The organism is Acidovorax sp. DMC1, from assembly GCF_056314325.1.
Genome location: NZ_JBQUYO010000006.1, coordinates 269,480 through 294,345, shown reverse-complemented (window position 1 = coordinate 294,345; position 24,866 = coordinate 269,480). Strand labels below are relative to the sequence as shown.

26 protein-coding genes are annotated in these 24,866 nt (G+C 65.0%); 17 read left to right on the top strand and 9 right to left on the bottom strand.

The window, feature by feature from the left end:
* The first annotated feature begins 67 nt into the window (after window positions 1–67).
* The 5 genes from glnA (at window position 68) to ACT531_RS14825 (ending at window position 6,203) form a co-directional block, all read left to right on the top strand.
* Window positions 68–1,483 (top strand): type I glutamate--ammonia ligase, encoded by a 1,416-nt coding sequence (glnA, locus tag ACT531_RS14845; RefSeq protein WP_015013432.1) that lies wholly within the window; start codon window positions 68–70, stop codon window positions 1,481–1,483.
* Between the two features lie 220 nt (window positions 1,484–1,703).
* Window positions 1,704–2,231, top strand: a complete 528-nt coding sequence (locus ACT531_RS14840) for a hypothetical protein (protein WP_015013433.1) — start codon at window positions 1,704–1,706, stop codon at window positions 2,229–2,231.
* An 81-nt stretch (window positions 2,232–2,312) separates the two neighbouring features.
* Window positions 2,313–3,338: a nitrogen regulation protein NR(II) gene (gene glnL, locus ACT531_RS14835; RefSeq protein WP_043566259.1), complete on the top strand. Its 1,026-nt coding sequence runs from the start codon at window positions 2,313–2,315 to the stop codon at window positions 3,336–3,338.
* Window positions 3,339–3,389: 51 nt separating this feature from the next.
* Complete coding sequence (gene ntrC, locus ACT531_RS14830; protein ID WP_110959111.1) at window positions 3,390–5,027, top strand: nitrogen regulation protein NR(I); 1,638 nt, start codon at window positions 3,390–3,392, stop codon at window positions 5,025–5,027.
* Window positions 5,028–5,255: 228 nt separating this feature from the next.
* Window positions 5,256–6,203 (top strand): ferritin-like domain-containing protein, encoded by a 948-nt coding sequence (locus tag ACT531_RS14825; protein WP_110959110.1) that lies wholly within the window; start codon window positions 5,256–5,258, stop codon window positions 6,201–6,203.
* A gap of 167 nt (window positions 6,204–6,370) precedes the next feature.
* Here ACT531_RS14825 and xth read toward each other — a convergent pair whose 3' ends face one another.
* The 4 genes from xth to ACT531_RS14805 form a co-directional block, all read right to left on the bottom strand.
* A complete protein-coding gene (gene xth, locus ACT531_RS14820; RefSeq protein ID WP_015013437.1) occupies window positions 6,371–7,150 on the bottom strand; it encodes an exodeoxyribonuclease III in 780 nt (259 codons plus the stop codon).
* A gap of 79 nt (window positions 7,151–7,229) precedes the next feature.
* A complete protein-coding gene (locus ACT531_RS14815; protein ID WP_476017892.1) occupies window positions 7,230–7,718 on the bottom strand; it encodes a dihydrofolate reductase in 489 nt (162 codons plus the stop codon).
* A gap of 32 nt (window positions 7,719–7,750) precedes the next feature.
* Complete coding sequence (locus ACT531_RS14810) at window positions 7,751–8,359, bottom strand: DUF4337 domain-containing protein (RefSeq protein WP_476017891.1); 609 nt, start codon at window positions 8,357–8,359, stop codon at window positions 7,751–7,753.
* A 70-nt stretch (window positions 8,360–8,429) separates the two neighbouring features.
* Window positions 8,430–9,299: a thymidylate synthase gene (locus ACT531_RS14805; protein ID WP_309823296.1), complete on the bottom strand. Its 870-nt coding sequence runs from the start codon at window positions 9,297–9,299 to the stop codon at window positions 8,430–8,432.
* Window positions 9,300–9,411: 112 nt separating this feature from the next.
* Between ACT531_RS14805 and ACT531_RS14800 the strand changes: the two genes are divergently transcribed.
* Complete coding sequence (locus ACT531_RS14800) at window positions 9,412–9,924, top strand: GNAT family N-acetyltransferase (protein ID WP_209820338.1); 513 nt, start codon at window positions 9,412–9,414, stop codon at window positions 9,922–9,924.
* Between the two features lie 103 nt (window positions 9,925–10,027).
* Here the strand turns inward: ACT531_RS14800 and ACT531_RS14795 are convergent, their stop codons facing one another.
* A complete protein-coding gene (locus ACT531_RS14795) occupies window positions 10,028–10,321 on the bottom strand; it encodes a hypothetical protein (RefSeq protein ID WP_015013516.1) in 294 nt (97 codons plus the stop codon).
* A 438-nt stretch (window positions 10,322–10,759) separates the two neighbouring features.
* Here ACT531_RS14795 and ACT531_RS14790 point away from each other — a divergent pair, with 438 nt between their 5' ends.
* The 11 genes from ACT531_RS14790 (at window position 10,760) to ACT531_RS14740 (ending at window position 21,666) form a co-directional block, all read left to right on the top strand.
* Complete coding sequence (locus tag ACT531_RS14790) at window positions 10,760–12,091, top strand: ABC transporter substrate-binding protein (protein ID WP_209820341.1); 1,332 nt, start codon at window positions 10,760–10,762, stop codon at window positions 12,089–12,091.
* 148 nt (window positions 12,092–12,239) lie between these two features.
* Complete coding sequence (locus ACT531_RS14785; protein ID WP_110959103.1) at window positions 12,240–13,103, top strand: carbohydrate ABC transporter permease; 864 nt, start codon at window positions 12,240–12,242, stop codon at window positions 13,101–13,103.
* Window positions 13,104–13,116: 13 nt separating this feature from the next.
* Window positions 13,117–13,956, top strand: coding sequence for a carbohydrate ABC transporter permease (locus ACT531_RS14780; protein WP_476017890.1), 840 nt, complete (start codon window positions 13,117–13,119; stop codon window positions 13,954–13,956).
* Between the two features lie 49 nt (window positions 13,957–14,005).
* Window positions 14,006–15,049 (top strand): ABC transporter ATP-binding protein, encoded by a 1,044-nt coding sequence (locus ACT531_RS14775; protein WP_476017889.1) that lies wholly within the window; start codon window positions 14,006–14,008, stop codon window positions 15,047–15,049.
* Between the two features lie 5 nt (window positions 15,050–15,054).
* Window positions 15,055–15,789, top strand: coding sequence for an SDR family oxidoreductase (locus ACT531_RS14770; protein ID WP_476017888.1), 735 nt, complete (start codon window positions 15,055–15,057; stop codon window positions 15,787–15,789).
* Between the two features lie 19 nt (window positions 15,790–15,808).
* A complete protein-coding gene (dalD, locus tag ACT531_RS14765; protein ID WP_476017887.1) occupies window positions 15,809–17,200 on the top strand; it encodes a D-arabinitol 4-dehydrogenase in 1,392 nt (463 codons plus the stop codon).
* A 30-nt stretch (window positions 17,201–17,230) separates the two neighbouring features.
* The gene (locus ACT531_RS14760; RefSeq protein WP_291445812.1) at window positions 17,231–18,166 is read left to right on the top strand and encodes an AraC family transcriptional regulator; all 936 of its coding nucleotides are present in this window, start codon (window positions 17,231–17,233) and stop codon (window positions 18,164–18,166) included.
* A gap of 124 nt (window positions 18,167–18,290) precedes the next feature.
* Complete coding sequence (xylB, locus tag ACT531_RS14755; protein WP_476017886.1) at window positions 18,291–19,775, top strand: xylulokinase; 1,485 nt, start codon at window positions 18,291–18,293, stop codon at window positions 19,773–19,775.
* A 21-nt stretch (window positions 19,776–19,796) separates the two neighbouring features.
* Entirely contained in the window at window positions 19,797–20,831 is a 1,035-nt protein-coding gene (locus ACT531_RS14750) for a PfkB family carbohydrate kinase (protein ID WP_476017885.1), read from the top strand.
* A 74-nt stretch (window positions 20,832–20,905) separates the two neighbouring features.
* Window positions 20,906–21,181 carry a hypothetical protein gene (locus tag ACT531_RS14745; protein ID WP_476017884.1) on the top strand — a complete coding sequence of 92 codons (276 nt, stop codon included), beginning with the start codon at window positions 20,906–20,908 and terminating at the stop codon, window positions 21,179–21,181.
* Window positions 21,178–21,666, top strand: a complete 489-nt coding sequence (locus ACT531_RS14740) for a GNAT family N-acetyltransferase (protein WP_476017883.1) — start codon at window positions 21,178–21,180, stop codon at window positions 21,664–21,666. Before ACT531_RS14745 ends, ACT531_RS14740 begins: the two co-directional genes overlap by 4 nt.
* A gap of 144 nt (window positions 21,667–21,810) precedes the next feature.
* Here ACT531_RS14740 and ACT531_RS14735 read toward each other — a convergent pair whose 3' ends face one another.
* Genes ACT531_RS14735 through ACT531_RS14720 form a run of 4 tightly spaced genes read right to left on the bottom strand, consistent with a single transcriptional unit; the run spans window position 21,811 to window position 24,862 of the window.
* Window positions 21,811–22,431 carry an SMI1/KNR4 family protein gene (locus ACT531_RS14735; protein WP_476017882.1) on the bottom strand — a complete coding sequence of 207 codons (621 nt, stop codon included), beginning with the start codon at window positions 22,429–22,431 and terminating at the stop codon, window positions 21,811–21,813.
* A gap of 21 nt (window positions 22,432–22,452) precedes the next feature.
* Entirely contained in the window at window positions 22,453–22,920 is a 468-nt protein-coding gene (locus tag ACT531_RS14730; protein WP_476017881.1) for an N-acetyltransferase family protein, read from the bottom strand.
* A 19-nt stretch (window positions 22,921–22,939) separates the two neighbouring features.
* Window positions 22,940–24,355, bottom strand: coding sequence for an FAD-binding oxidoreductase (locus ACT531_RS14725; RefSeq protein ID WP_295943952.1), 1,416 nt, complete (start codon window positions 24,353–24,355; stop codon window positions 22,940–22,942).
* 57 nt (window positions 24,356–24,412) lie between these two features.
* Window positions 24,413–24,862 (bottom strand): DUF2069 domain-containing protein, encoded by a 450-nt coding sequence (locus ACT531_RS14720; protein ID WP_476017880.1) that lies wholly within the window; start codon window positions 24,860–24,862, stop codon window positions 24,413–24,415.
* Between the last annotated feature and the right edge of the window lie 4 nt (window positions 24,863–24,866).

The following is a 24,866-nucleotide window of genomic DNA, read 5'->3' as shown; positions in this document are numbered from 1 at the left end:
TGGCACGCAAACTGCTTTTGTTTCAGCAAACTCTTTTTTCAACAAGCGCTTTATCCAGGAGAACCTGATGGCCAAGACCGTTGCAGACGTGATGAAGATGGTGAAGGAGAACGAAGTCAAGTTCGTTGACTTCCGTTTTACCGATACCCGTGGCAAACAACAGCACACCACGGTGCCCGTCTCTCACTTCGACGAAGACAAGTTCACTTCGGGCCACGCCTTTGACGGCTCGTCGATCGCCGGTTGGAAGGGCATCGAAGCCTCCGACATGCAGCTGATCCCCGACCCGAGCACGGCCAACATCGATCCTTTCTTCGAAGAAACGACGCTGATCCTGACCTGCGACGTGATCGAGCCCGCCGACGGCAAGGCCTATGACCGTGACCCGCGCTCCATCGCCAAGCGCGCTGAAGCCTACCTGAAGGCCTCCGGTCTGGGCGACACCGCCTACTTCGGTCCTGAGCCAGAATTCTTCATCTTCGACGGCGTGCGCTGGAGCACCGAGCCCAACAACACCTTCTACGAAATCGAAGAGTACGAAGCCCCCTGGAACACTGGCGCCAAGCTCGAAGGCGGCAACCGCGGCCACCGTCCCACCGTCAAGGGCGGCTACTTCCCCGTGCCTCCCGTTGACAGCACGCAAGACATGCGCGCCGAGATGTCCCTGATCCTTGAATCCCTGGGCATCCCGGTCGAAGTGTTCCACCACGAAGTGGCGGGCGCTGGCCAGAACGAAATCGGCACCAAGTTCAGCACGCTGGTCGAGCGCGCAGACTGGACCATCCTGCAAAAGTACGTGATCCACAACGTGGCCAACGCCTACGGCAAGACCGCCACGTTCATGCCCAAGCCTTACCACGGCGACAATGGCTCCGGCATGCACGTGCACCAGTCCGTGTGGAAGGACGGCAAGAACCTGTTCGCTGGCGACGGCTATGCCGGTCTGTCGGACTTCGCGCTGTACTACATCGGCGGCATCATCAAGCACGCCCGTGCCCTGAACGCCATCACCAACCCCGGCACCAACAGCTACAAGCGCCTGGTGCCTCACTTCGAAGCCCCGGTGAAGCTGGCCTACTCGGCCAAGAACCGTTCTGCCTCGATCCGCATTCCTTATGTGGCCAACCCCAAGGGCCGTCGCGTGGAAGCCCGCTTCCCCGATCCACTGATGAACCCTTACCTGGGCTTCGCTGCACTGCTGATGGCCGGTCTGGACGGCGTGGAAAACAAGATCCATCCGGGCGAAGCCGCCACGAAGGACCTGTACCACCTGCCTCCCGAAGAAGACAAGCTGGTGCCCACCGTGTGCCACAGCCTGGACCAAGCCCTGGAGCACCTGGACAAGGACCGCGCGTTCCTGACCAAGGGTGGCGTGTTCACCGACAGCATGATCGACGCCTACATCGATCTGAAGATGAACGAAGTGACCCGCTTCCGCATGGCCGTGCACCCTGTCGAGTACGACATGTACTACTCGCTGTAATCGTCTGCTTGCAGACCATGGCTCAAAAAGGCGGCGTAAGCCGCCTTTTTTCATGGGCGGGCGAAGCGGGCGGACGCGCTGAGTGCACGTGGTGGAACCAAGGCGTCCGGTGTTGCATCCGTATACACAGCCCTGCAAGGGTCTGTCTTTGTTGGATTGGAGATGTGAGGTGATTGGGGGATACTCCCCCGACCCCTGCATGTCCGTGCGAGGAAACCGAATGAAAAAAACGCTCATCACCCTGCTTCTCATCGCCGCCGCCGTTCCCGCAGTCCAGGCGCAAGACCGCATCTATCGTTGCGGCAACGAATACACCAACAACGCGCAGCAGGCCAAGGAGCGTGGCTGCAAGCTGGTCGAAGGCGGCAATGTCACCGTGGTGCAGGGCACCCGCCCGGCGTCTGCCGCAGCCCCTGCCGCCGGTGGCGGTGGGGCAGCAGCTCCGTCGTCTGCGACCTCGCCCGCCAACGCTCCGCGCGTCAGCAACAATGAACAAAAGTCCCGCGACTCGGATGCCCGCGCCATTCTGGAGTCCGAGCTGCGCAAGGCGGAAACGCGCCATGCCGAACTGCTCAAGGAGTACAACAACGGCGCCCCCGAGCGCAATGCGCTGGATCTGCGCAACCCCCAGCGCTATACCGAGCGCACGGCCGAACTCAAGGCCAGCCTCGCCCGCAGCGAGAGCGACATCGCAGGGATCAAGCGCGAGATTGCCCGCCTGCCCGCGCCCGCTGCGCCCACCAACTGACAACGGCGACAGCGCGTGAGTGCCCCTTCCTTTCCCGACCTGTCCGGCACTGACACCGGGCGTTTTCATTCCCTGGACCTGATGTCCACCCTGGTGGCGGTGCTGCGTGCGGATGATGGTGCCGTGCAGTTTGCCAACGCCGCCCTGGAAAACACGCTGGGCCTGTCGCGCCGCACCCTGGAAGGGGCGGACTTTTCCACCTTCTTCACCGACCCCGCCTTGCTGCAGACTGCCCTGGCGGGCGCCCGGGGCAAAGACTTTGCCGCGCTGCGCTACGAGGCCAGCCTGAAGCGCCTGCACCAGGACCCGGTGCCCGTGCATGTCAACGTGGCCGATGCCGAGCAGGTGGGCGAAATCCTGGTGGAGCTGTGGCCGCTGGAGCAGCAGGCCCGCCAGGACCGCGAAGAGCGCCTGCGCGACCAGGCCCAGGCCAACAAGGAGCTGATCCGTAACCTGGCCCATGAGATCAAGAACCCGCTGGGCGGTATTCGGGGCGCGGCGCAGTTGCTGGAGATGGAACTCGACAACCGCGAGCTCACCGAATACACCCAGGTCATCATCCACGAGGCCGACCGCCTGCAAAGCCTGGTGGACCGGTTGCTAGCCCCCCACCGCCACCCGCATCTGGTGGGCGACGTGAACATCCACGAGGTGTGCGAGCGGGTGCGCTCGCTCGTGCTGGTCGAATACCCGCAGGGCCTCAAGGTACAGCGCGACTACGACACCTCCATCCCCGAGTTCCGGGGGGACCGTGCGCAGCTCATTCAGGCGGTGCTGAACATTGTGCAGAACGCGGCCCAGGCGCTGTCAGAGCGTATCGCCAAGGGCGATGCCGTGATCACGCTGCGCACACGTGTGGCCCGCCAGGTCACGTTCGGCCGGCAACGCTATCGGCTGGCACTGGAATTGCATGTCATCGACAACGGACCGGGCGTACCCGATGCCATCAAGGAGCGGATTTTTTACCCCTTGGTGTCGGGTCGGGACGGCGGATCAGGGCTGGGGCTGACGTTGGCGCAAACCTTCGTGCAGCGACACCACGGGTTGATCGAATGCGACAGCGTACCGGGTCGCACCGACTTCCGAATCCTGATCCCCTTGCCTTGACAGCGCACGACGGTCCCTGACACGCAACCACAGGGAAGGTAAGAAAAACATATGAAGCCGATCTGGATAGTAGATGACGACCCCTCGATCCGCTTCGTCCTGGAAAAGGCGCTGGCCCGCGAGAACCTGCCCACGCGCAGCTTCACGCATCCGCGCGAAGTGCTGGACGCACTGGCCGATGTCACTGCGGGCGACCCCGCCCGCCAGGGCCCCCAGGTCTTGGTGAGCGACATCCGCATGCCCGGAGGCTCGGGCCTGCAACTGCTGGAGAAGGTGCGCGAGCTGCAGCCCGGCCTGCCCGTCATCATCATGACGGCGTACTCCGACCTCGACAGCGCGGTGTCGGCCTTTCAGCGCGGCGCGTTCGAATACCTGCCCAAGCCCTTTGACCTGCCCAAGGCGGTGGAGCTGATCCGCCGCGCGGTCGAAGAGAGCCAGCGCGAAGAAGTCACCGAAGAGCGCCAGACTGCAACCCCCGAAATGCTGGGCCAGGCGCCCGCCATGCAGGACGTGTTCCGCGCCATCGGGCGGCTGTCGCAAAGCCAGGTCACGGTGCTCATCACCGGCGAATCCGGCTCGGGCAAGGAACTGGTGGCGCGCGCGCTGCACAAGCATTCGCCCGTGGCGGACGGCCCCTTTGTGGCCATCAACACCGCCGCCATCCCCAAGGACCTGCTGGAGAGCGAACTCTTCGGCCACGAGCGTGGTGCCTTCACTGGTGCGCAGACGCAGCGGCGCGGCCGCTTCGAGCAGGCCGAGGGCGGCACGCTGTTCCTCGATGAAATCGGCGACATGCCGTTTGACCTGCAGACGCGCCTGCTGCGCGTGCTGTCTGACGGCCAGTTCTACCGGGTGGGCGGCCACGCGGCCGTCAAGGCCCATGTGCGCGTGATTGCCGCCACGCACCAGAACCTGGAGCAGCGCGTCAAGGAAGGTGGCTTCCGCGAGGACTTGTTCCACCGCCTCAACGTGATCCGCCTGCGCCTGCCCGCGCTGCGCGAGCGGCACGAGGACGTGCCCATGCTCACGCGCCACTTCCTGCAGCAAAGCGCGCGGCAGCTGGGCGTGGAGCCCAAGCGCATTGCCGACTCGGCGCTGGCGCGGCTGGAGCAGTTCGCCTTTCCGGGCAATGTGCGCCAGTTGGAGAACATCTGCCACTGGCTCACGGTGATGGCGCCCGCGCAGGTGATCTCGCTGCAGGACCTGCCGCCCGAGGTGCTGGAAGCTCCGGTCTACCAGCCGCCCGTGCGCGCTACGGCTGGAGCTGAGCCTGCAGCAGCGACGGTGACATCCATGCCGGTGGCCCCGCTGGCACCTGTCGCCCCGGTGGCGCAGCCAGCGCCCGATCTGGTGGGTGGTCTGCACCCCGCAGCGCCCGTGTCGATTCCCGTGCCTGCGTCTGCACCTGCGGCCGCTGCGTCCTGGTCGGCCGACGCTGTGGCAGCCCCTGTGGCTGCCGCCCACAGTTGGGAGCAGGCACTCGAAACAGAAGCTCAAAAACTGCTCGCAGGCGGCCAGCCCGAGGTGTGGGACGCGCTCACGCGGCGCTTTGAGTCGCGCCTGATTCGTACGGCCCTGGTGGCCACCCACGGCCGCCGCATGGAGGCCGCGCAGCGCCTGGGCATCGGGCGCAACACCATCACCCGCAAGATCCAGGAGCTGGGCCTGGACGCGCCGGACGAAGCGTGAAAATGGCCGCAGGCGAATGTTGATCATGCCTCTGTAGCTATTGAAATCGTAGCGATGCAAGGTGCCGCCGCTTCGTTGGTGGCATCGCTGTAACTTGGCCCGGATGCGCGCTGCGCATCGCACTGCATGGCGGGCCATGTCCTACATGCAGGCCCTCCCTGGGCCGACCCGGCACTCCGGAGGTGGCTTCAACAATGAAGTCACTGTCAACCAACCGGAGATGTTCCTATGTCGGATTTCAACGATGCCAACCGTGACCCTTTGACCAATGAGCCGGGTGCTCACCCCGTCGGAACGGGCGTGGGTGCTGCCCTGGGGGGCGCTGCCGCCGGGGCTGCTGCCGGTGCTTTCGGCGGCCCGGTCGGCGCTGCCATTGGTGGCGTAGCAGGGGCTGTGGCCGGCGGCCTGGCTGGCAAGGCGGCTGCCGAGGCCGTCAATCCCACCGAAGAAGACGCCTACTGGCGCGAAACCTACCACCGCGAGCCCTACTACGTGGGCGGCCGCACGTACGACCAATACCGTCCCGCCTATGAGCTGGGCTGGTCGTCTGTGGGCCGCTACGAGGGCGATTTTGACGCCATCGAGCCGCGCCTGGCGGACGACTGGCGCGCACGCCACGGCAGCGACGGCCTGGCCTGGACCGATGTGCGCCCCGCCACCCGTGCGGCGTGGGAGCGCGCCGCCAACCGCACTGCGCTCGCCACCGACCGCCCCATGGACGTGATCGACGCCGAAGATGTGGTCGATGTACTTAATGACCTGCTGGAGTCTGCACGCGATGGCGAGTACGGCTTCCATGCCTGTGCAGAGCATGCCGAGTCGGGTCAGCTCAAGGGCATCTTCCAGCGCCACTCGCGTGAATGTGCCGCTGCCGCTGTCGAGCTGGAGCATGAGATCCGCCGCCTGAATGGCGACCCCGCACAGGGCGGCACGGTGGCAGGTGCGCTGCACCGGGGCTGGGTGTCGGTGAAGACGGCACTCTCCACCCGCGACGACAAGGCCGTGCTGGAAGAGTGCGAGCGTGGTGAGGACGCTGCGGTGGCCCGCTACCGCAAGGCGTTGAAAGCCGCGCTGCCTGCCGATGTGCGCGCGCTGGTGGAGCGCCAGGCACAAGGCGCCCAGCGCAACCATGACGAGGTGCGTGCGCTGCGCGACGGGTTCTCGCCACGGCCCTGATCCCAAGGGCCAAGGGCGTCCCTGGGGGAAGCCACGCCTGAGATGGCGCCTGTGCTGCACCTGAGGGTTGCCCCTAGAAAAAAGGCTGCCAGAGGAATACTCTGGCAGCCTTTTTTGCGTCGCATACGGGCAGCCTGAGGGCTGCAGCCCAGCGGTTCTAGGGCGTATCAGGCGCTCATCGTGACCACCACCGGCGCGTGGTCGCTGGGCTGCGGGTTCTTGCGCGGGGCGCGGTCCACCACGCAGGCCGTCACTGTGGGCTTGAGCGCTTCGCTCACCAGGATGTGATCGATGCGCAGGCCCCGGTTTTTCTGAAAGCCCAGCATGCGGTAGTCCCACCACGAGTAGCTTTTTTCGGGCTGCTCGAACATGCGGAAGGCATCGGTCAGCCCCAGCGCCAGCAGCGCCTGGAAGTGGTTGCGCTCTTCGGTCGTGTGGTGGATGGTCTCGCGCAGGCCTTCGGGGTCGTACGAGTCGCGGTCTTCCGGTGCCACGTTGAAGTCGCCCACCAGCACCAGGCGCGGGTGCGCGGCCATCTCAGCGCGCACCATGTCCTGCAATGCCTGCAGCCAGCGCATCTTGTAGGCGAACTTTTCCGAGCCCGGCTCCTGGCCGTTGACGAAGTAGCCGTTGAGTAGGCGCAGCGGGCCTGTGGGCGTGTCCAGCGTGGCGGCAATGACGCGGGCCTGCTCGTCGCCAAAGTCAGGGATGTTGCGCACCACGTCGCGCAACGGGTGGCGGCTCAGGATGGCCACGCCGTTGTAGGTCTTCTGGCCGAAGGCGACGGCTTCGTAGCCCGCCTCTTTCAGCGCGTCGTGCGGAAACTTGTCGTCGGTGAGCTTGAGCTCCTGCAGGCACAGGGCATCGACCGGGTTGGCGGCCAGCCAGGCCAGCACCTGGGGCAGGCGCACCGACAGGGAGTTCACGTTCCAGGTGGCGATTTGCATGGTTTTTGGCCGGTAGCGCTAGTGAATCATGCGCTAGCAGCTATCAAAATGTGAGTAAAAGAGTGGTGGGGCTACGCCGTCAGCTGCGGCGCACACGGGTCACAAAGCTGAACGGCAGCCCGTTGGTGCTGACATGGTGCTCGCGGGCGGTTTCTACCCATTCTGCTCCCAGCACGGGGGCATAGGCATCGCCGTCAAAGTCCTGGGCGATCTCCGTCACCTCCACGCAGTCTGCCAGGGGCAGGGCCTCGGCATAGATCTGCGCGCCGCCAATGATCCACACGGTCTTGCCCGCGTCGCACAGCGCCAAGGCTTCGGCCAGGCTGCCAGCGCGGTGGGCACCCTCGGCCTGCCAGTCGGCCTGGCGCGTCACCACGATGTTGGCGCGGCCGGGCAGGGGGCGAAAGCGCGGGGGCAGCGAGTCCCAGGTCTTGCGGCCCATGACCACCGGGCAACCCTGCGTGAGCTGCTTGAAGTGCGCCATATCCTCGGGGATGTGCCAGGGCAGGCGGTTGTCCTTGCCGATGACGCCGTTGGCCGCGCGGGCGTAGATGAGGTGCAGGGGCATGGGGCTCGCTAGGTGCGTGAGTGGGGAGGGGATCAGATGTGCAGGAACGCCAGCGCGCCCACACCCAGGCCTACGGCGGCCACGCCGTACATGCCGTATTCCAGCCACTTTTTCTTGGTCAGCAGCGCAATGGCGGCCAGGGCAATCGCCACCTGCAGCGCGGTGGTGGCCTGGGCCCAGCGGTGGTGCTGGTGCATTTGGGCTTCGCTTTGCTGGTCGAATGCGTGGGCATCGGCTTCCAGCTTTTCTGCCACGGTCTTGATCTCGTTCTTTTCTTTTTCGTAGCGGTCGATCTTGGCCTGGTACTTGGCCTTTTCGGTCTCGGCCGGGGTCAGGTCACGCGCCAGCTCGGCCAGGCTCTGTTTGGTGCTTTTGGACTGGAAGTAATTCCACTGGTTGGAGGCCTCGGTCTTCTTGATGGCCGCGTCGTTCTTCGTCAGGCCTGCATTGGCCTGCGTGGCGCCGCCCATGTAGGCAAAGATGGCGCCTACCGTGGCCACAATGGCCGTGAACATGGCGATCTTGTTCGTGGACGAGCCGCCGCCATGGTCTGCGCCGTGGTGCGCAGCATCGTGGCCGTGGGTGGCATGTTCGACCGCGTGGTCATGGGGGCCGTGTACGTGGAATCCGCCGGAAGACATGGATAGAAACTCGTTGTATTGGTTGTGGGTGAAAGCGGGGGCAGATGCAGCAGGGGCGTGGGTGCGGTGATTAGACCGCCACGGGCGCCTTGATGGCCGGGTGGCACTGGTAGTTCAGCACCTCAAAGTCTTCGTACTCGTAGTCGAAGATGCTGTCCGGCTTGCGCTTGATGTTCAGCACGGGGTAGGGGTAGGGCGTGCGTGCCAGTTGCGTCTCAACCTGCTCGTGGTGGTTGCTGTAGATGTGGCAGTCGCCGCCCGTCCAGATGAAGTCGCCCACGTCCAGGTCGCATTGCTGCGCCACCATGTGGGTCAGCAGCGCGTAGCTGGCGATGTTGAAGGGCACGCCCAAAAAGATGTCGGCGCTGCGCTGGTACAGCTGGCAGCTCAGCGTGCCGCGCCCACCGGGCTCTTGCGCCGGGGCTACGTAGAACTGAAAGAAAGCGTGGCACGGCATCAGGGCCATCTTGTGCAGCTCGGCCACGTTCCAGGCGCTCACGATGATGCGACGCGAGTCAGGGTTGGTTTTCAATGTCTTGATGACGTCGCTGATCTGGTCGATGTGCCCGCCGTCTGGTGTGGGCCAGCTGCGCCACTGCACGCCATACACGGGGCCCAGGTCGCCGTCCTCGCGTGCCCATTCGTCCCAGATGGTCACGCCGCGCTCTTTCAGCCAGTTGTTGTTGCTGGAGCCGGTCAGGAACCACAGCAGCTCCTGGATGATGGACTTGAGGTGCACCTTCTTGGTCGTGACCAGCGGAAAACCTTCCTTCAGGTCAAACCGCATCTGGTGACCGAAAACGCTCTTGGTGCCGGTGCCCGTGCGGTCCGACTTGTCCACGCCGTGCGTGAACACATGGCGCATGAAGTCTTCGTACTGGGAGCGCACAGGGCGGGCAGGCAGGGCAGAGGCTGCCGGAGCGGCAGAAGGCTGGGTCATGGGATGGATCACTCAGGGTGGGGCGCCGCCATCAAGGGGTGGCCGTTGCCGACGGCGGATTTTATGCGGAGCGGGACAATGCGGGACTCGCCTTCCATCCACTGCAGTTCCCATGACGACTTCCGACACCCCCGTCACCATCCGCCCCCTCCAGGCTGCCGACTGGCCCGCCGTGTGGCCCATCCTGCGCACGACCTTCCAGGCGGGAGACACGTATGCCTTTGCCCCCGACAGCAGCGAGGCCGAGATCCACAAAGCCTGGGTAGAGCTGCCTGCAGCAACCTTTGTCGCCCTCGGTGCGGGCAGGGAGATTCTGGGCACCTACTTCATCAAGCCGAATCAGCCTGGGCAGGGCGCCCATGTGTGCAACTGCGGCTATGTGGTGGCACCGGTTGCGCAGGGGCAGGGTGTGGCGTCGTTGATGTGCGAGCACTCGCAGCAGCAGGCTGTGGCCATGGGCTTTCGGGCCATGCAGTTCAACCTGGTGGTGGCCAGCAATGTGCGCGCCGTGCGGCTGTGGCAGCACCTGGGCTTTGCAATCGTGGGCACGCTGCCCGGGGCCTTCAGGCACCACACGCTGGGCTATGTCGATGCCCATGTGATGTTCAAGACGCTGGTGGCCTGAGCCGGTTGCCCACGCAAAAAGGGCTCCCAAGTGGGAGCCCTTTCAGAGTCCGGGGGGCAGGCCAGCAACCGTGCGAGGCTACCACCGGGGAAGCTCTGCGTTCTCACATCGCGCTGATTTCGCCCGATGGGATCTTGCCGGTGCGCACAGCTTCAGCAGCCTGGGCACGCACCGCAGCGCGGTCGGCCGTGGACTTGTAAGTCACCACACGCGAACCAGCGGGTTCGATGGAGCGGGTCTGTGCCACGGTAGCGGCTTCGGCTTGCACTTCAGCGCGAGTGCGGTTGGTTTGGAATTGGGTGGCAAATTGCGAAGCATCGGCTTCGTCAGCCTGGGCACCAAAAGAAGCGAAAGCAGCGATAGCGGCGATGGAGAGGAAACGTGCGGTGTTGTTCATGATGGATAAGTCCTTGAAGTTAAAAAGCGTCTCAAAAAAGCCGGGTCAAAAACCATTCCTGAACCGGGTTCGGTGAGTCGCCTTGCGGGTTCGGCTCATCGATGGGTTGAACTGTACGCCGATGGTCTTCGGCGAAAAACTACGCAGTCGCAAACTGACTGTTCCAGTTTTGGAAACAGTGACACGTACGAAGCGCGCCCCTGTGCGGAATTTGCTCTGGGCTATTCAGAGCCAAGGCAGGCATCCCGGGGGCGCAATACACATACCCAATTGATGGATCTAGGTATAAATCCTGAGATTCTGGCGAAATTTAGTATGTGTATGGCTTTTCAAAGTATCAACTGAGCATCAGAGCATCGGTATCGTTCAGTCCATCAATGCCGCGATCCGACTGGCGTTGAATGGCAGATCCATACCAACTACGCAGGAGACGTTCCGATGCCCCGTTCCACCCGTCCACACACCCGCCTGGCCCTGGCCGTTGCTGCCCTGGCGGCATCGCTGTGTGGCGCCGCTGCGCACGCGCAGACCGAACTCGTGATTGCCACCGTGAACAACGGCCACATGATCGAGATGCAAAAGCTCAGCAAGAACTTCGAGCAGGCCAACCCCGACATCAAACTCAAGTGGGTGACGCTGGAAGAGGGCGTGCTACGCCAGCGCGTGACGACTGACATCGCCACCAAGGGCGGGCAGTTCGACGTGATGACGATCGGCATGTACGAGGCGCCCATCTGGGGCAAGAAGGGCTGGCTGCAGGAGCTGAAAACCGACGCCGCCTATGACGTGGATGACCTGCTGCCCGCGGTGCGCAATGGCCTGTCCATCGACGGCAAACTGTTTGCCGCGCCCTTCTACGGCGAAAGCTCGATGCTGATGTACCGCAAGGACCTGGCCGACAAGGCCGGTGTGCAGGTGCCCGAGCGCCCCACCTGGCCACAGATCAAGGACCTGGCCGCCAAGATCCACGATCCCAAGAACGGCGTGTATGGCATCTGCCTGCGCGGCAAGCCGGGCTGGGGTGACAACATGGCCTTTTTGACCACGCTGGTCAACACCTTTGGCGGCCAGTGGTTCGACATGCAGTGGAAGCCGCAGCTCGAATCCAAGCCCTGGAAGGACGCGATCACCTTCTACGTCGACCTGCTCAAGAACTATGGCCCTCCCGGCTCGTCCGCTAACAGCTTCAACGAAATTTTGGCGCTGACCAACTCGGGCAAGTGCGGCATGTGGGTGGATGCGACCATCGCCGCGTCGTTCGTGGCCGACCCCAAGCAGTCCAAGGTGGCCGACCAGATGGCCTTTGCCCAGGCGCCCACCATGAACACGCCCAAGGGCGCCAACTGGTTGTGGTCGTGGAATCTGGCGATCCCCGCAGGGTCCAAGAAGGTGGAAGCCGCGCAGAAGTTCATCACCTGGTCCACCAGCAAGGACTACATCCAGCTGGTCGCCAAGACCAACGGCTGGGCCAACGTGCCCACCGGCACGCGCAAGAGCACCTACGCGTCGCCCGAGTTCCAGAAGGCCGCCCGCTTCGCTGCTGCAGAGAAGACCGCGATCGACTCGGCCAATCCCACCGACTCGACCTTGCCCAAGAGCCCGTACGTGGGTGTGCAGTTCGCTGCGATTCCTGAGTTCCAGGCCATCGGCATTGCGGTGGGGCAGCAGATGAGTGCAGCCCTGGCAGGCAAGACAACGGTGGACGCCGCGCTCAAGGCCAGTCAGGTGACGGCGGACCGTGAGATGAAAAAAGCCGGCTACTACAAATAGGCATTCATGCGGCTACTGCGCGGGCCGATCCGGGGCCGGTGTTCCTCGCCGTACGGGAGTACGGCTGCGGTACAGCGACCCCGCCTCGGCCCGCTCGCGACGCCGACTGAACGCCTATTTCGGCTGGACTTTTTTTTCTGAGGCCTCCATGAATCGCCGCCTGCTCCCCCGCCTGCTGCTCACGCCTGCCATGGCCACGCTCTTCCTGTGGATGATCGTGCCGCTGGTGATGACGATCTACTTCTCGCTCATCCGCTACAACCTGATGCAGCCGGACCAGACCGGTTTTGCCGGGCTGGAGAACTTTGAGTATTTCGTCACCGACCCTTCGTTTGGCACGGCAGTGGTCAACACGCTGCTGCTGCTGGGCAGCGTGATCCTCATCACGGTGGTGGCTGGCATTGCGATTGCGCTGCTGATCAACGAGCCGTTTGCGGGGCGGGGCATTGTGCGGGTGCTGCTGATCTCGCCGTTCTTCGTCATGCCCACGGTGAACGCGCTGATGTGGAAGAACATGATGATGAACCCCATCTACGGCGTGCTCGCGCAGGTGTGGATGTTCTTCGGTGCGCAGCCGGTCGATTGGCTCACCGACTACCCGCTGTTCTCCGTCATCGTGATGGTGTCATGGCAATGGCTGCCCTTTGCCACGCTGATCTTCATGACCTCGCTGCAGAGCATGAACCACGAGCAGCTCGAAGCCTCGCGCATGGACGGCGCCAACTACCTGCAGCAGCTGCGCTACCTGTACGTGCCGCACCTCGCGCGCTCGGTGGCCGTGGTGGTGATGATCGAACTCATCTTCCTGCTCAGCATCTTTGCCGAGATCTACACCACCACGGGTGGGGGACCGGGCGATGCAAGTACCAACGTCACCTTTTTGATCTTCAAGCAGGCGCTGCTCAACTTTGATGCGGGCGTGGCCTCGGCCGGAGCACTGTTTGCGGTGGTGCTGGCCAACATTGCGGCCGTATTCCTCATCCGCATGGTCGGCAAGAACCTCGACAAGTAAGGCTCGCATTTTTATGACCGTACGACGCCGTTCCCAATTTCCGCTCGGCATGTTGGCCCTGCGTACCGCTGCGGCCTGGGCTTTGGCCCTGCTGCTGGTGTTTCCGCTGGCCTGGCTGTTTCTCACCGCGTTCAAGACCGAGCTGCAGGCCATTGCCGTGCCGCCACTGTTCGTCTTCACGCCCACACTGGAGAACTTCCACGAAGTGCAAGAGCGCAGCGACTACCTGCTCTACGCCAAGAACTCGGTCATCACCAGCGTGCTGTCCACCGTGCTGGGGCTCATGCTGGCCGCGCCTGCGGCGTATGCCATGGCCTTTTTCAAGGGCAAGTACACCAAGGACATCCTGATGTGGATGCTCTCCACCAAGATGATGCCCGCCGTGGGCGCGCTGGTGCCCATCTACGTGCTGGCGCAGAAGAGCCAACTGCTCGATACGCAGCTTGCGCTCATCATCGTGTTCGCGCTGTCCAACCTGCCCATCATGGTCTGGATGCTGTACTCGCACTTCAAGGACATCCCGCGTGAGATTTTGGAAGCCGCACGCATGGACGGGGCCACGCTGTGGCAAGAGGTGCGCCTGGTGCTGCTGCCGCTGGGCATGGGCGGGCTCGCGTCCACCGGCCTCTTGTGCCTGGTGCTGTCATGGAACGAGGCCTTCTGGAGCCTGAACCTGAGCGCCGCCAAGGCGGGCACGCTGGCCACGCTGATCGCGTCGTACTCCAGCCCCGAGGGTCTGTTTTGGGCCAAGTTGTCTGCGGCATCGCTTATGGCCATTGCGCCCATCGTGGTGTTTGGCTGGTTCAGCCAGAAGCAGCTCGTCCAAGGTCTTACGTTCGGCGCGGTCAAGTAAAGCGCAGCGTTCATCTCCCCAGTTTTCAAGCATTCAGGAACCCGATTCCATGGCCTACCTTCAACTGCGCGGCATCGAGAAATTCTTTGGCGAACACCGCGCCATCAAGGGCATCGACCTCTCCATCCAGAAGGGCGAGTTCATCGTCTTCGTGGGTCCCTCGGGCTGCGGCAAGTCCACGCTGCTGCGGCTGATCGCGGGGCTCGAAAACATTGACGGCGGCACGCTGATGCTGGATGGCCGCGACATCACCGACCAGCCGTCGAGCAAGCGCGACCTGGCCATGGTGTTCCAGAGCTATGCGCTGTACCCGCACATGAGCGTGTACGAGAACATGAGCTTCGCGCTCAAGCTGGCCAAGGTGGACAAGCAGGTGATCGACGAAAAGGTGCAGAACGCTGCGCGCATCCTCAACCTCACGCAGTACCTGCAGCGCACGCCCAAGGAGCTGTCGGGCGGCCAGCGCCAGCGCGTGGCCATCGGCCGCGCCATCGTGCGTGCGCCCAAGGTGTTTTTGTTCGACGAGCCGCTGTCCAACCTCGACGCAGCGCTGCGCGGTCAGACCCGCGTGGAGATCGCGAAGCTGCACCGCGACCTGGGCGCCACCACCATCTACGTGACCCACGACCAGGTCGAGGCCATGACGCTGGCCGACCGTGTGGTGGTGCTGCGCGACGGCATCATCGAGCAGGTGGGCACGCCGCTGAAGCTGTACGACCGGCCCGCCAACCAGTTCGTGGCCCAGTTCATCGGCACGCCGCAGATGAACGTGGTGCCCTTGCCGCAGCTGCCACCGCCCGTGCAGCAGCAGGCGCCGGAAGGCGCGATGGGCGGCGCCATTGGCCTGCGCCCGGAGAACATCACGGTGCGCAACACCGGCGCAACGCCGGTGCCGGGCCAGGTGGACCTGGTGGAAGCGCTGGGCGCCGAAACCCTGATCTACGTCAGCACCCCCGGCGGGGCGCAGTTTGTGGCCCGCCAGAACGACCGCACAGGCCTGCGCGCGGGCGATGCGGTGAGCCTGGACATCGATGCCTCGCAAGCCCACTGGTTCGACCCCCAAGGGCGCGTGGTGGCCCGGCAGGCTGCATGACGGTCATGAGCCTGCAATACCCACTCCAAGGCAAGGTGGCGGCCATCACTGGCGCGGCCTCTGGCATAGGCTTTGCCAGCGCCCAGGCCATGGCCGATGCGGGCGCGCGCGTGGTGCTGATCGACCGCGACGAGGCCGCGCTGGCCGAGGCCTGCACGGTCATTGGCGAACGCGCTTCGCCGCTGGTGCTCGATCTGCTGGATGCCAGGCAGTGCGCCAGTCTGCTGCAGCGCACGCTGAGCATCGCCGGTCCGCTCGACATCTTCCATGCCAACGCGGGGCTTTATGTGGGCGGCGATCTGGTCGATGCCGACCCTGACGCCATCGACCGCATGCTCAACCTGAACGTCAACGTGGTGATGAAGAACGTGCACAACGTGCTGCCTCACATGATCGAGCGCGGCACGGGCGACATCATCGTCACCAGCTCGCTGGCCGCGCATTTCCCCACGCCGTGGGAGCCTGTGTACGCATCGTCCAAGTGGGCCGTCAACTGCTTTGTGCAGACCGTGCGCCGTCAGGTCTTCAAGCACGGCATCCGCGTGGGTTGCATCTCGCCCGGGCCCGTGATCACCTCGCTGCTGGCCGACTGGCCTGCCGAAAAGTTGGCTGAAGCCAAGGCCAGCGGCAGCCTGATCGAGGCCTCTGAAGTGGCCGAGGTGGTGCTGTTCATGCTCACCCGCCCACGCGGCATGACCATCCGCGACGTCGTGATGATGCCCACGAACTTTGATCTCTAGAAACCTGCAGTCACGCACCATGAATTTCATCCTGCACCTGGGCCTGGGCTCCTTTCACCGTGCCCACCAGGCCGTCTACGTTCACCAGCTGCGCCAGCAAGGTGACACGGGGTGGGCCATCGCGGGCGGCAACCTGCGCCCCGACATGGCCGACACCATCGCTGCCCTGCAGGCGCAGGGTGGCCGCTACACGCTGGAGACCGTCACGCCCCAGGGCGAGCGCAGTTACACCGTCATTGAGTCCATTCAGCGCGTGATTCCTTACCAGGACGATCTGGACCCGCTGATTGCCATGGGTGCCGACCCCGCCACACGCATCATCAGCTTCACGGTGACCGAGGCAGGCTACTACCTCGATGCAAAAAACCAGCTCGATTGGCCCACCTTTGCCGACCTGCGCGCTGATCTCGCGGCAGTCAAGGCCGGGCAGGCGGGTCACACCATTTACGGCGGCCTGGTCAGTATCCTGCGCGCGCGCATGGCGGCTGGTGCGGGCGCAGTGACGCTGATGAACTGCGACAACCTGCGACACAACGGCGAGCGCTCGCGCAGCGGGCTGTTGCAGTTCATCGACGCGCTGGGCGATACCCAGTTGAAAACCTGGGTGGAGCAGAACACCACAAGTCCCAACGCCATGGTGGACCGCATCACGCCGCGCCCCACGTCCGATGTGGCTGAGCGCGTGAGGGCCGCGACCGGCTGGGACGACAAGGCGGCTCTGATGGGCGAGAGCTTCATCCAGTGGGTCATCGAAGACAACTTCATCGCCGGCCGGCCCGCTTGGGAAAAGGTCGGCGTCGAGATGGTGCAATCGGTGCAGGCGCACGAAGAGGCCAAGATCCGCCTGCTCAACGCCACCCACAGCTGCATTGCGTGGGCGGGCACGCTGGCGGGTTACCAGTACATCCACGAAGGCACGCACGACGCCGCCATCCGCCAGATGGCCTACGACTACGTGACCGACGACGCGATCCCCGTGCTGCTGCCGTGCCCCATCGACCTGGAGCGCTACCGCGACGTGGTGCTGGACCGCTTCGGCAACCCCGCCATCGCAGACACCAACCAGCGTGTGGCCATGGATGCGTTCTCCAAGATCCCCGGCATGATCGCGCCCACCATCCGCGACAAGCTGGCGCGCAATGCGTCGTTTGACAGCGTGGCCCTGCTGCCCGCACTGTTCCTGGCTTATCTGCAGCGCTGGCATGCCGGGCAGATCCCCTACACCTACCAGGACCAGGCCATGGACCCGGCCGTGGCCCACGCCATCTGCGAGGCCACCGACCCGGTGGCTGCCTTCGCGGCCGACACGACCCTGTGGGGCGAGATGGCCAGCCGCCCCGAGCTGGTGGACACCCTGCGCAAAGCCTATGCCCGCGTGCTGGCCTTTGTGGCGCAGCGGACAGGCGCCTGATGCTGGTGTAACTTCGGCCCACCCACTGCCATGACCGTGAAAACGCCCACCGCCCCGCGCCAGACCAAGCCCGAGCTGGAGCACGACTATGTGCGCTCGCCCGCGCTGGGCTACGAGCCGCCCGAGACGGCGGGGTTCATCCGCTGTCTGTCGCATGGTTTTCCCACGCCGCTGGCGCGCTGGCACTACCACGACGAGTACGAACTGCACCTGATCACCGCCACCTCGGGCAAGGTGTTTGTGGGCGACTGGATCGGGCAGTTCCAGCCCGGTCAGCTGGTGCTGACCGGTCCACGCCTGCCGCACAACTGGATCAGCATGGACTTGCCCGAAGGCGGCGTGCCGCTGCGCGACTTGGTGATCCAGTTCTCGCACGCGCCGCTGGTCGCCAGCAGCGAGAGCATCCCTGAGCTGCGCGAGGTGCTGCCCCTGCTGGAGCGCGCACGCCACGGCATCGAGTTCTTCGGCATGGAGGCGCAGGCGCAGGAGCACTGGCACCGCATCAAGGCGCGCCAGGGCCTGGCACGGTTTGGCGCGTTCTGCGAGTTCTTGAGCGACTTGGCGCGCTGCACCGACTTTCGCCTGCTGTCGAGCACGCAGCTGCAAAGCGAGGACGACGACACGCAGCTCGACCAGATCAACGCCATCGTGAGCCGCATCACCGACCATCTGGCAGAGCCGCTGTCGGCCGCCGACCTGGCGCAGGAGCTGGGCATGACGGAGAGCCGTTTTTCTCGCTTCTTCCGCCGGGCCACGGGCAACACCTTCACCGACTTTGTGAACCTGGTGCGCGTGAACCGCGCGTGCCAGCTGCTGATGGAGACCGAGCGCTACATCACGCACATCGCGTATGACGTGGGGTTCAACAACATGGCCAACTTCAACCGCCGCTTTCTGGACATCAAGGGCATGACGCCCAGCGAGTACCGCAAGCAGGGCGCCGGAAGGTTTGGCAAGACCTCCTGAGTCCAGTAGGGATGGCCTCATGGATGAGGCGTCCCTGCTTGTGGACTCCCGGCCTGCAGCCCGTCAGACGCACTGCGCAGGGCTTGCGCTTTCACTATGAATCACTGACATCGGTCCATCCCCCATGTACCTCGGAATCGATTTGGGCACCTCGGGTGTCAAGCTCCTGCTGCTGGACGACGCGCAAGCGGTGGTCGCCACGGCCGATGCGGCCGTGCCCCAGCACCGCCCCCAGCCCACCTGGAGTGAGCAGCACCCGGCCGACTGGTGGGCGGCAGTGGAAGCCGCCGTGGCGCAGCTGCGCGCAGAGGTGCCTGCTGCGTGGGCGCAGGTGCGGGGCATCGGCCTGTCGGGCCATATGCATGGCGCCGTGGTGCTGGGTGCTCAAGGCCAGGTGCTGCGCCCGGCCATTTTGTGGAACGACGGCCGCGCCAGTGCCGAATGTGCGCAGCTGGAAGGCGCCGTGCCCACATCACGCCAGATCACCGGCAACCTCGCCATGCCCGGCTTCACCGCGCCCAAGCTGCTCTGGCTGCGCACCCACGAGCCTGCCGTGTTTGCGCAGATCCGCACCGTGCTGCTACCCAAGGACTGGCTGCGCCTGCAGCTCACCGGTGATGCCGTGAGTGACATGTCTGACGCATCGGGCACGCTGTGGCTGGACGTGCAGGCTCGCGCCTGGAGCCCGGCAATGCTGCAGGCCTGCGGGCTGGATACATCGCACATGCCCGCGCTGGCCGAGGGCAGCGCTCCCACGGGCACGCTGCGCAGCGATGTGGCAGGCCGCTGGGGGCTTGGTGGCAATATCGTCGTGGCTGCTGGCGCGGGCGACAACGCCGCCAGTGCCGTGGGCGTGGGTGCCCGCACCGCCGGGCAGGGTTTTGTGTCGCTGGGCACTTCGGGCGTGGTCTTTCGTGTGACGGATGCCTTTGCGCCCGCCACCGAGCGTGCCGTGCACGCCTTTGCCCATGCGCTGCCGCAGCGCTGGCACCACATGTCGGTCATGCTCAGCGCAGCCAGTGCGTTTGGCTGGGTCACGCGGCTCACAGGGCGGGGCGACGAGGCGCAACTGTCGGACGCGGTGGGCGCCCTCAGCACCACCCGCCAGGCGCAGGCGCCGCTGTTTTTGCCCTACCTGAGCGGCGAGCGCACGCCGCACAACAACGCGGCTGCCACCGGTGTTTTCATGGGGCTGCGTGCTGAGCACGACGCAGTCGACTTGGCCTATGCGGTGATAGAAGGTGTGGGCTTTGGTTTGCTGGATGGCCTCAATGCGATGCGTGCCGCTGGGGCCGGGCAGGGCAGTGCATCTGGTGATGTTGGCGCAGCCCTGGCCCTGGTCGGTGGCGGTGCCCGCAGCAACCCATGGGCGCAGCTGCTGGCCAGTGCGCTGGGCACTCCACTGCAGCGCCCGCAGGGGGCACATGCTGCTGCGGCTCTGGGCGCCGCGCGCCTGGCGGCCATGGCCTGCAGGGGTGATGAAGCCCACTGGTGCCAACCCCTGCCCGCTGACGCCACCTTCGTGCCACAGCCTGCGCAACAAGCCCTGCTGGCCGAACGCTATGCCCGCTTTGTCGCGCTGTACCCCGCGCTGCAATCGCAGTTCTGATCTGCTGCCTAACAAGCCACCATGACTTCTGCACCCAACACCTCTACCGCTACGACGCCTATCCACGCCGCCATCGCCGGCGAGGCCCTCATCGACCTCATCCGCCGCCCCGATGGCAGCTACCTGCCATGCCTGGGCGGCGCGCTCTACAACCTGTGCCGCGCGCTGGCCCGGCAAGGGGTTGGCACGCAGTACCTCAACCCATTGTCGCGCGACCGCTTTGGCCGTGAACTGGCGGCGCAGTTGGTGGCCGACGGCGTGGTGCTGGCCCAGCCCGAGCCTGTGCAGCAAGTTACGTCCCTGGCCGTGGTTAACCTCGATGCGCAAGGCCACCCCGACTACGCCTTCTACCGCGAGGGCGTGGCAGACCGTGCCGTGTCCGCCGCGGGCCTGGGCGGTAGCTGCGCCGCCTTGCCCGCGCTGCAGCTGGTCTGCACCGGCGCCCTGGCACTCGACGCGCGCGACACGGCTATCTACCTGCCGTGGCTGGCCGCCCAGCGCGCCGCAGGCCGCTGCGTGGTGGTCGATGCCAATCTGCGCCCCTCCGTCATGCCCGACCTGCCGGCCTACCGCACCACGGTGCACGCAGCGCTGGCCCACGCCCACATCATCAAGGCCAGCGACGAAGACCTGGAGCATCTGGCCGTGCCGGGTGTGGATGCCTTGGCCCGTGCGCAGCATTTGCTCGCCACCAACCCGCATGCCCACCTGCTGGCGCTGACGCTGGGCGCGGAAGGCGCCTGGCTGCTGCACCGCAACGGCGCGCAGTGTTTTGCCAAAGAGGCCCAGCCGCTGCAGGTGGTGGACACCGTGGGCGCGGGCGACAGCCTTCTGGCCGGGTTGCTGGCGCATTTGCTGCGGCAGTCGCAGGCCACTGGGGTTGCGAGTTTTGCGCAGTTTGTGGGCGGGCTGACGGCCGACGCCTGCCAGCTGGCACTGCGCCATGCACTGGCCAGTGCCAGCCTGTGTGTGATAGAGCGGGGCTGCGTGCCGCCGGGCTGGGCCGCTGCACGCGCATGGAGCGAGCGACATCCCGCCGACCAAGACCCGCGCTGACATGGGACTTGTGTCCGCCCCCCCTGGGAGCGGCATGTCTATGATCAAACATCGTCAATTCGCCAGGGATGCCCATGACTGATCTTGTGGTTGCGGTGTTGTGGTCGGCAGTGGATGTGCTGCTCATAGCTACCGGTGCACTGCTGGTGCGTGCGCTGAGCCTGGGGCGCTGGCGCACGGAAGATGCGCGCAAAAAGGAAGCCCACATGTTTGCTCCCGCCGGGGCGTTGTCGTTTCGGCGCGATGGTCAACGCGTGGTGACAGCGACCGGGGTGTACATGGCCGGATCAGCGTTTTATGCCGTGCTGGCGGTGTTGCTGCTTGGTCTGTCGCGGGCCGCATCGGCATGACGCCCGCCGACGCTGCCGCCGAATCCCTTTGCATCATGCCTGTGGGGGCAGATGCGGCAGAAGCCGCCTGTACGGTCACCCGCCAGTCCATCACCCACTGCTGCGTGCTCGACCATGCCAATGACGCTGCCATCCTGACAGCCTGGCTGGCCAACAAGACGCCCGAGAACCTGGCCGCGTGGATGGCCGCGCCGGGTGCTGCAGCGTGGGGCGCATACCGGGGCGAAACGATGGTGGGCTTTGCGCTGCGGGCGCAGGCCACGCTTGCGCTGTGCTACGTGGTGCCGGAGGCATTGCATCGGGGGGTAGGGCGTGCGTTGCTGCAGCACGTTGAGGCCCACGCCCGCGATGTGGGGCTCGCCACGCTGGACCTGGAGAGCACGCGCACGGCAGAGCCCTTTTACCGCCGTCATGGCTATGTGCCGCATGGCGTGGTGCAAACGTGGGCCGGGCTGCAGGCGCAGCCCATGCGCAAGCGGTTGTGACGTCACCTTGTTTGCGGTGGCGTCAACCCTCGGGTCACGGGCGAGTTAGCGAGTTTTATAGCTAAAAGAGCCTCTGGCGCTCAATTTGTATGCGCTAGTTGCTCTCAATTTAATAGCAATTGGCGCGCGCACCCCTGACGCACCTCACACATCAGTACGCACCCGGTGGCCCTGGTTGTCGTTCATTTCCAGAATCCACCACTGGGCCCCCGTGTTCTTGTCGATGAAGCGCATGTGCGAGGCGATGTTGGCCAGCATTTGGCTCTCGAGGTGGAGCAGGCGCTGCACATAGTCCACCACGTCGTTGGCCACGTGGGTGAATTCAAAACCGTCGTGGTCAAACTCGAACACCTGGCCGGCGCAATCGCCATCGGTCGCCATCAGGATGTAGTTGCCCGAGTGGGGCGTTTCGCCAATCACCAGGCTGTGCGCAATCCAGTCGGGCAGGATCTCTTCGCGTTCTTCGTCACTCAGATGTTCCGTCCAGCCCTCAAACGCTTCTTGCAGAGTGGGCCATTCAGCGGGCGGGGCGATGTAGCGGGCGGCATCGCCGGTGTTGGCGTCGTGGTACAGCAAAACGCCGCCCATCGTGGCGTAGAACGCTGGCAACTGGCCCACGTCGGGCAGTGGCGCATCCAGCGCTGCAGGTGGCTGGATGTGGTGCTGGAAGTTCACCGTTTTGGTTTCTTGCGGCTTGTTGATGCGTTCGCAGGTGAACGTGCCGGTGTGTTCGGCAATGGCGCGGTGCAGGTCGGGCAGGGTCATCGCAGGTCCTTGGGGCGGCGGTCAGAGTTCTTGGGCGTACACGATGAAGCCATGGTGCTTGGCCAGCTTGTCGTACAGCTGGCGTCCGGCGGTGTTGCTCTCATGGGTTTGCCAGTACACGCGTGACGATTGGGCGGCGCGCGCTGCGCCGTACACCGCTTCGATCAGCGCCCGCCCCACGCCCCGGCCGCGCGCGGCCTCGCGGGTGAACAGGTCGCTCAGGTAGCACACGGGTTCGATGCGCGTCATGCTGCGATGAAACACATAGTGCGTGAGGCCCAGCAGCTCGCCGCTGGCATCGTCTTGCGCCACCAGGCAGAACATGGGCTCTGCCGCGTCATGAAAGCGCTGCCAGGTGGTTTGCGTGATGCGCTCTGGCAGCGCGGTGGCACCAAAGCGGCCGTAGAACGCGTTGTAGCCGTCCCAGAGCGGGCGCCAGGCGGCGTAGTCTTCGGGTTGAGCCGGGCGCACGGTGATGGCAGCGGTCATTGGGCAGCTTTCAGTGGGTTTACTGCAGCACGCGCTTCGGGTTCATGATGCCCTGCGGGTCCAGCGCCTGTTTGATGGCGCGCATCATGGAGAGCGCCACGGGCGACTGGTATTTGGCCAGCTTGTCGGCCTTGAGTTCGCCAATGCCATGCTCGGCCGAGAACGAGCCGCCGAACTCGGCCACCGCCTCGTACACGAGGTGGTTCACATGGTCCTCGTACTCGCGCAGGAAGGCCTTGGGGTCGCCTTCTGCCGGCGCCTGCACGTTGTAGTGCAGGTTGCCGTCGCCCAGGTGGCCGAAGTTGACCAGGCGCACGCCCGGGATCTCGCGCTGCAGCACCGCATCGGTGTGCGCCACGAAGGCGGGGATGCGCGAGATCTGCACCGAGATGTCGTGCTTGATGTTCAAGCCCTCTTCGGCTTGGGCCAGCGGAATGCTCTCGCGGATGTGCCACAGCTGGTGCGCCTGCGTGAGGTTCTCGGCCACCACGGCGTCGGTCACGCAGCCCATTTCAAACGCGGTTTCCAGCAGCGACTCGAATCGTGCACGGGCGTGCTCTTCGGATTCGCTGTCGGAGTTTTCGAGCAGCACACACCACGGCGCGTTGTCGTCTCCCAGAAACGGCACGCGCAGCTGCGGCATGTGTTTGCCCACCAGGCTCAGCGCAAACTGGCCCATCACCTCAAAGCCCGTGAGGCCCGCGCCCAGCTGCTTGTGTGCCAGACCCAGCAAAGCCACAGCGTGTTCCATCGAAGGCACAGCCGCCCACGCGGTGAGGTTGGCGGCGGGCTGGGGGTAGAGCTTCATCGTCGCGGCGGTGATGATGCCCAGCGTGCCTTCGCTGCCGATGAACAGGTCGCGCAGGTCGTAGCCGGTGTTGTCCTTGCGCAGACCCTTGAGGCCGTCCCACACCTCGCCCTGCGGCGTGACTACTTCGAGGCCTAGGCACAGGTCGCGCGCGTTGCCGTAGCGCACCACCTGCGTACCGCCCGCGTTGGTGCCCAGGTTGCCGCCGATGGTGCAGCTGCCTTCGGCCGCGAGGCTCAGGGGGAAGAGCACGCCAGCCTTCTCCGCCTCGTCCTGCAGGTTCTGCAGGATGCAGCCCGCTTCCACGGTCATGGTCAGGTTGTCGGTGTCCACGCTGCGCACCGCGTTCATGCGTGTGAGGCTCAGCACGATCTGCGTCCCGCTGTCATCGGGTGTCGAGCCCACAGCCAGGCCGGTGTTGCCGCCCTGGGGAACGATGGCGGTGCCCGCTGCCGCGCAGGCCTTGACCACGGCGGCCACCTCTTGCGTGTTGGCGGGGCGCACCACGGCCAGGGCTTTGCCGCGCACGCGGCGGCGCCAGTCCTGTTCCCAGGCGGTCAGGTCGCCTTCGTGGAGCACATGGGCGGGGCCGACGATGGTGCGCAGGGTGTCGAGCAAGGTGGTCATGGATGAAGCAGCGTGTTCAGTGGGTGGATCGGGTGGCAGGGGACTGCGCTAAGGGCATCAGGGAGCGGGCGTCGCCGCGCTGGCTTCTGCCACAGCAGCGGCGGCCTTGGCGTTGCGCTGGCGCACGCGCACATGCAGGGTGCAGGCAGTGAACAGCACGAGGCACAAGGCCACTTCGCCCCAGGCCAGCCACTGCGATGGCGGCTTGTCGCCCCAGCCGCGCACCACGCCTTCGGTGAAATACAGCCAGATCACCAGGCTGACCCAACGGTAGGTGTACATGCGGTTTTTCAGGATGCCCGCCAGCGGGATACACAGTGGCAGCGCCTTGATGGCCAGCCACGAGCCGCCAGGCCTGACCGGGGCCAGCACCAGCTCCCAGGCCAGACACAGAACAATCAGGGCGAGCAGGCTGCCGGTGGCAAGCCAGCGGGTGGCGGCCACCCCATGGTCGGACAGTGCGGAGTGGGCGGTGGGTGATGAAGGGGTGGCGGGGGATGCAGTCATTGGA

What these genes read in the sequence shown, in the direction of transcription:
- glnA (WP_015013432.1), top strand. Translation starts at nt 68, where the DNA reads ATGGCCAAGACCGTTGCAGACGTGATGAAGATGGTGAAGGAGAACGAA.
- ACT531_RS14840 (WP_015013433.1), top strand. Translation starts at nt 1,704, where the DNA reads ATGAAAAAAACGCTCATCACCCTGCTTCTCATCGCCGCCGCCGTTCCC.
- glnL (WP_043566259.1), top strand. Translation starts at nt 2,313, where the DNA reads ATGTCCACCCTGGTGGCGGTGCTGCGTGCGGATGATGGTGCCGTGCAG.
- ntrC (WP_110959111.1), top strand. Translation starts at nt 3,390, where the DNA reads ATGAAGCCGATCTGGATAGTAGATGACGACCCCTCGATCCGCTTCGTC.
- ACT531_RS14825 (WP_110959110.1), top strand. Translation starts at nt 5,256, where the DNA reads ATGTCGGATTTCAACGATGCCAACCGTGACCCTTTGACCAATGAGCCG.
- xth (WP_015013437.1), bottom strand. Translation starts at nt 7,150, where the DNA reads ATGCAAATCGCCACCTGGAACGTGAACTCCCTGTCGGTGCGCCTGCCC.
- ACT531_RS14815 (WP_476017892.1), bottom strand. Translation starts at nt 7,718, where the DNA reads ATGCCCCTGCACCTCATCTACGCCCGCGCGGCCAACGGCGTCATCGGC.
- ACT531_RS14810 (WP_476017891.1), bottom strand. Translation starts at nt 8,359, where the DNA reads ATGTCTTCCGGCGGATTCCACGTACACGGCCCCCATGACCACGCGGTC.
- ACT531_RS14805 (WP_309823296.1), bottom strand. Translation starts at nt 9,299, where the DNA reads ATGACCCAGCCTTCTGCCGCTCCGGCAGCCTCTGCCCTGCCTGCCCGC.
- ACT531_RS14800 (WP_209820338.1), top strand. Translation starts at nt 9,412, where the DNA reads ATGACGACTTCCGACACCCCCGTCACCATCCGCCCCCTCCAGGCTGCC.
- ACT531_RS14795 (WP_015013516.1), bottom strand. Translation starts at nt 10,321, where the DNA reads ATGAACAACACCGCACGTTTCCTCTCCATCGCCGCTATCGCTGCTTTC.
- ACT531_RS14790 (WP_209820341.1), top strand. Translation starts at nt 10,760, where the DNA reads ATGCCCCGTTCCACCCGTCCACACACCCGCCTGGCCCTGGCCGTTGCT.
- ACT531_RS14785 (WP_110959103.1), top strand. Translation starts at nt 12,240, where the DNA reads ATGAATCGCCGCCTGCTCCCCCGCCTGCTGCTCACGCCTGCCATGGCC.
- ACT531_RS14780 (WP_476017890.1), top strand. Translation starts at nt 13,117, where the DNA reads ATGACCGTACGACGCCGTTCCCAATTTCCGCTCGGCATGTTGGCCCTG.
- ACT531_RS14775 (WP_476017889.1), top strand. Translation starts at nt 14,006, where the DNA reads ATGGCCTACCTTCAACTGCGCGGCATCGAGAAATTCTTTGGCGAACAC.
- ACT531_RS14770 (WP_476017888.1), top strand. Translation starts at nt 15,055, where the DNA reads ATGAGCCTGCAATACCCACTCCAAGGCAAGGTGGCGGCCATCACTGGC.
- dalD (WP_476017887.1), top strand. Translation starts at nt 15,809, where the DNA reads ATGAATTTCATCCTGCACCTGGGCCTGGGCTCCTTTCACCGTGCCCAC.
- ACT531_RS14760 (WP_291445812.1), top strand. Translation starts at nt 17,231, where the DNA reads ATGACCGTGAAAACGCCCACCGCCCCGCGCCAGACCAAGCCCGAGCTG.
- xylB (WP_476017886.1), top strand. Translation starts at nt 18,291, where the DNA reads ATGTACCTCGGAATCGATTTGGGCACCTCGGGTGTCAAGCTCCTGCTG.
- ACT531_RS14750 (WP_476017885.1), top strand. Translation starts at nt 19,797, where the DNA reads ATGACTTCTGCACCCAACACCTCTACCGCTACGACGCCTATCCACGCC.
- ACT531_RS14745 (WP_476017884.1), top strand. Translation starts at nt 20,906, where the DNA reads ATGACTGATCTTGTGGTTGCGGTGTTGTGGTCGGCAGTGGATGTGCTG.
- ACT531_RS14740 (WP_476017883.1), top strand. Translation starts at nt 21,178, where the DNA reads ATGACGCCCGCCGACGCTGCCGCCGAATCCCTTTGCATCATGCCTGTG.
- ACT531_RS14735 (WP_476017882.1), bottom strand. Translation starts at nt 22,431, where the DNA reads ATGACCCTGCCCGACCTGCACCGCGCCATTGCCGAACACACCGGCACG.
- ACT531_RS14730 (WP_476017881.1), bottom strand. Translation starts at nt 22,920, where the DNA reads ATGACCGCTGCCATCACCGTGCGCCCGGCTCAACCCGAAGACTACGCC.
- ACT531_RS14725 (WP_295943952.1), bottom strand. Translation starts at nt 24,355, where the DNA reads ATGACCACCTTGCTCGACACCCTGCGCACCATCGTCGGCCCCGCCCAT.
- ACT531_RS14720 (WP_476017880.1), bottom strand. Translation starts at nt 24,862, where the DNA reads ATGACTGCATCCCCCGCCACCCCTTCATCACCCACCGCCCACTCCGCA.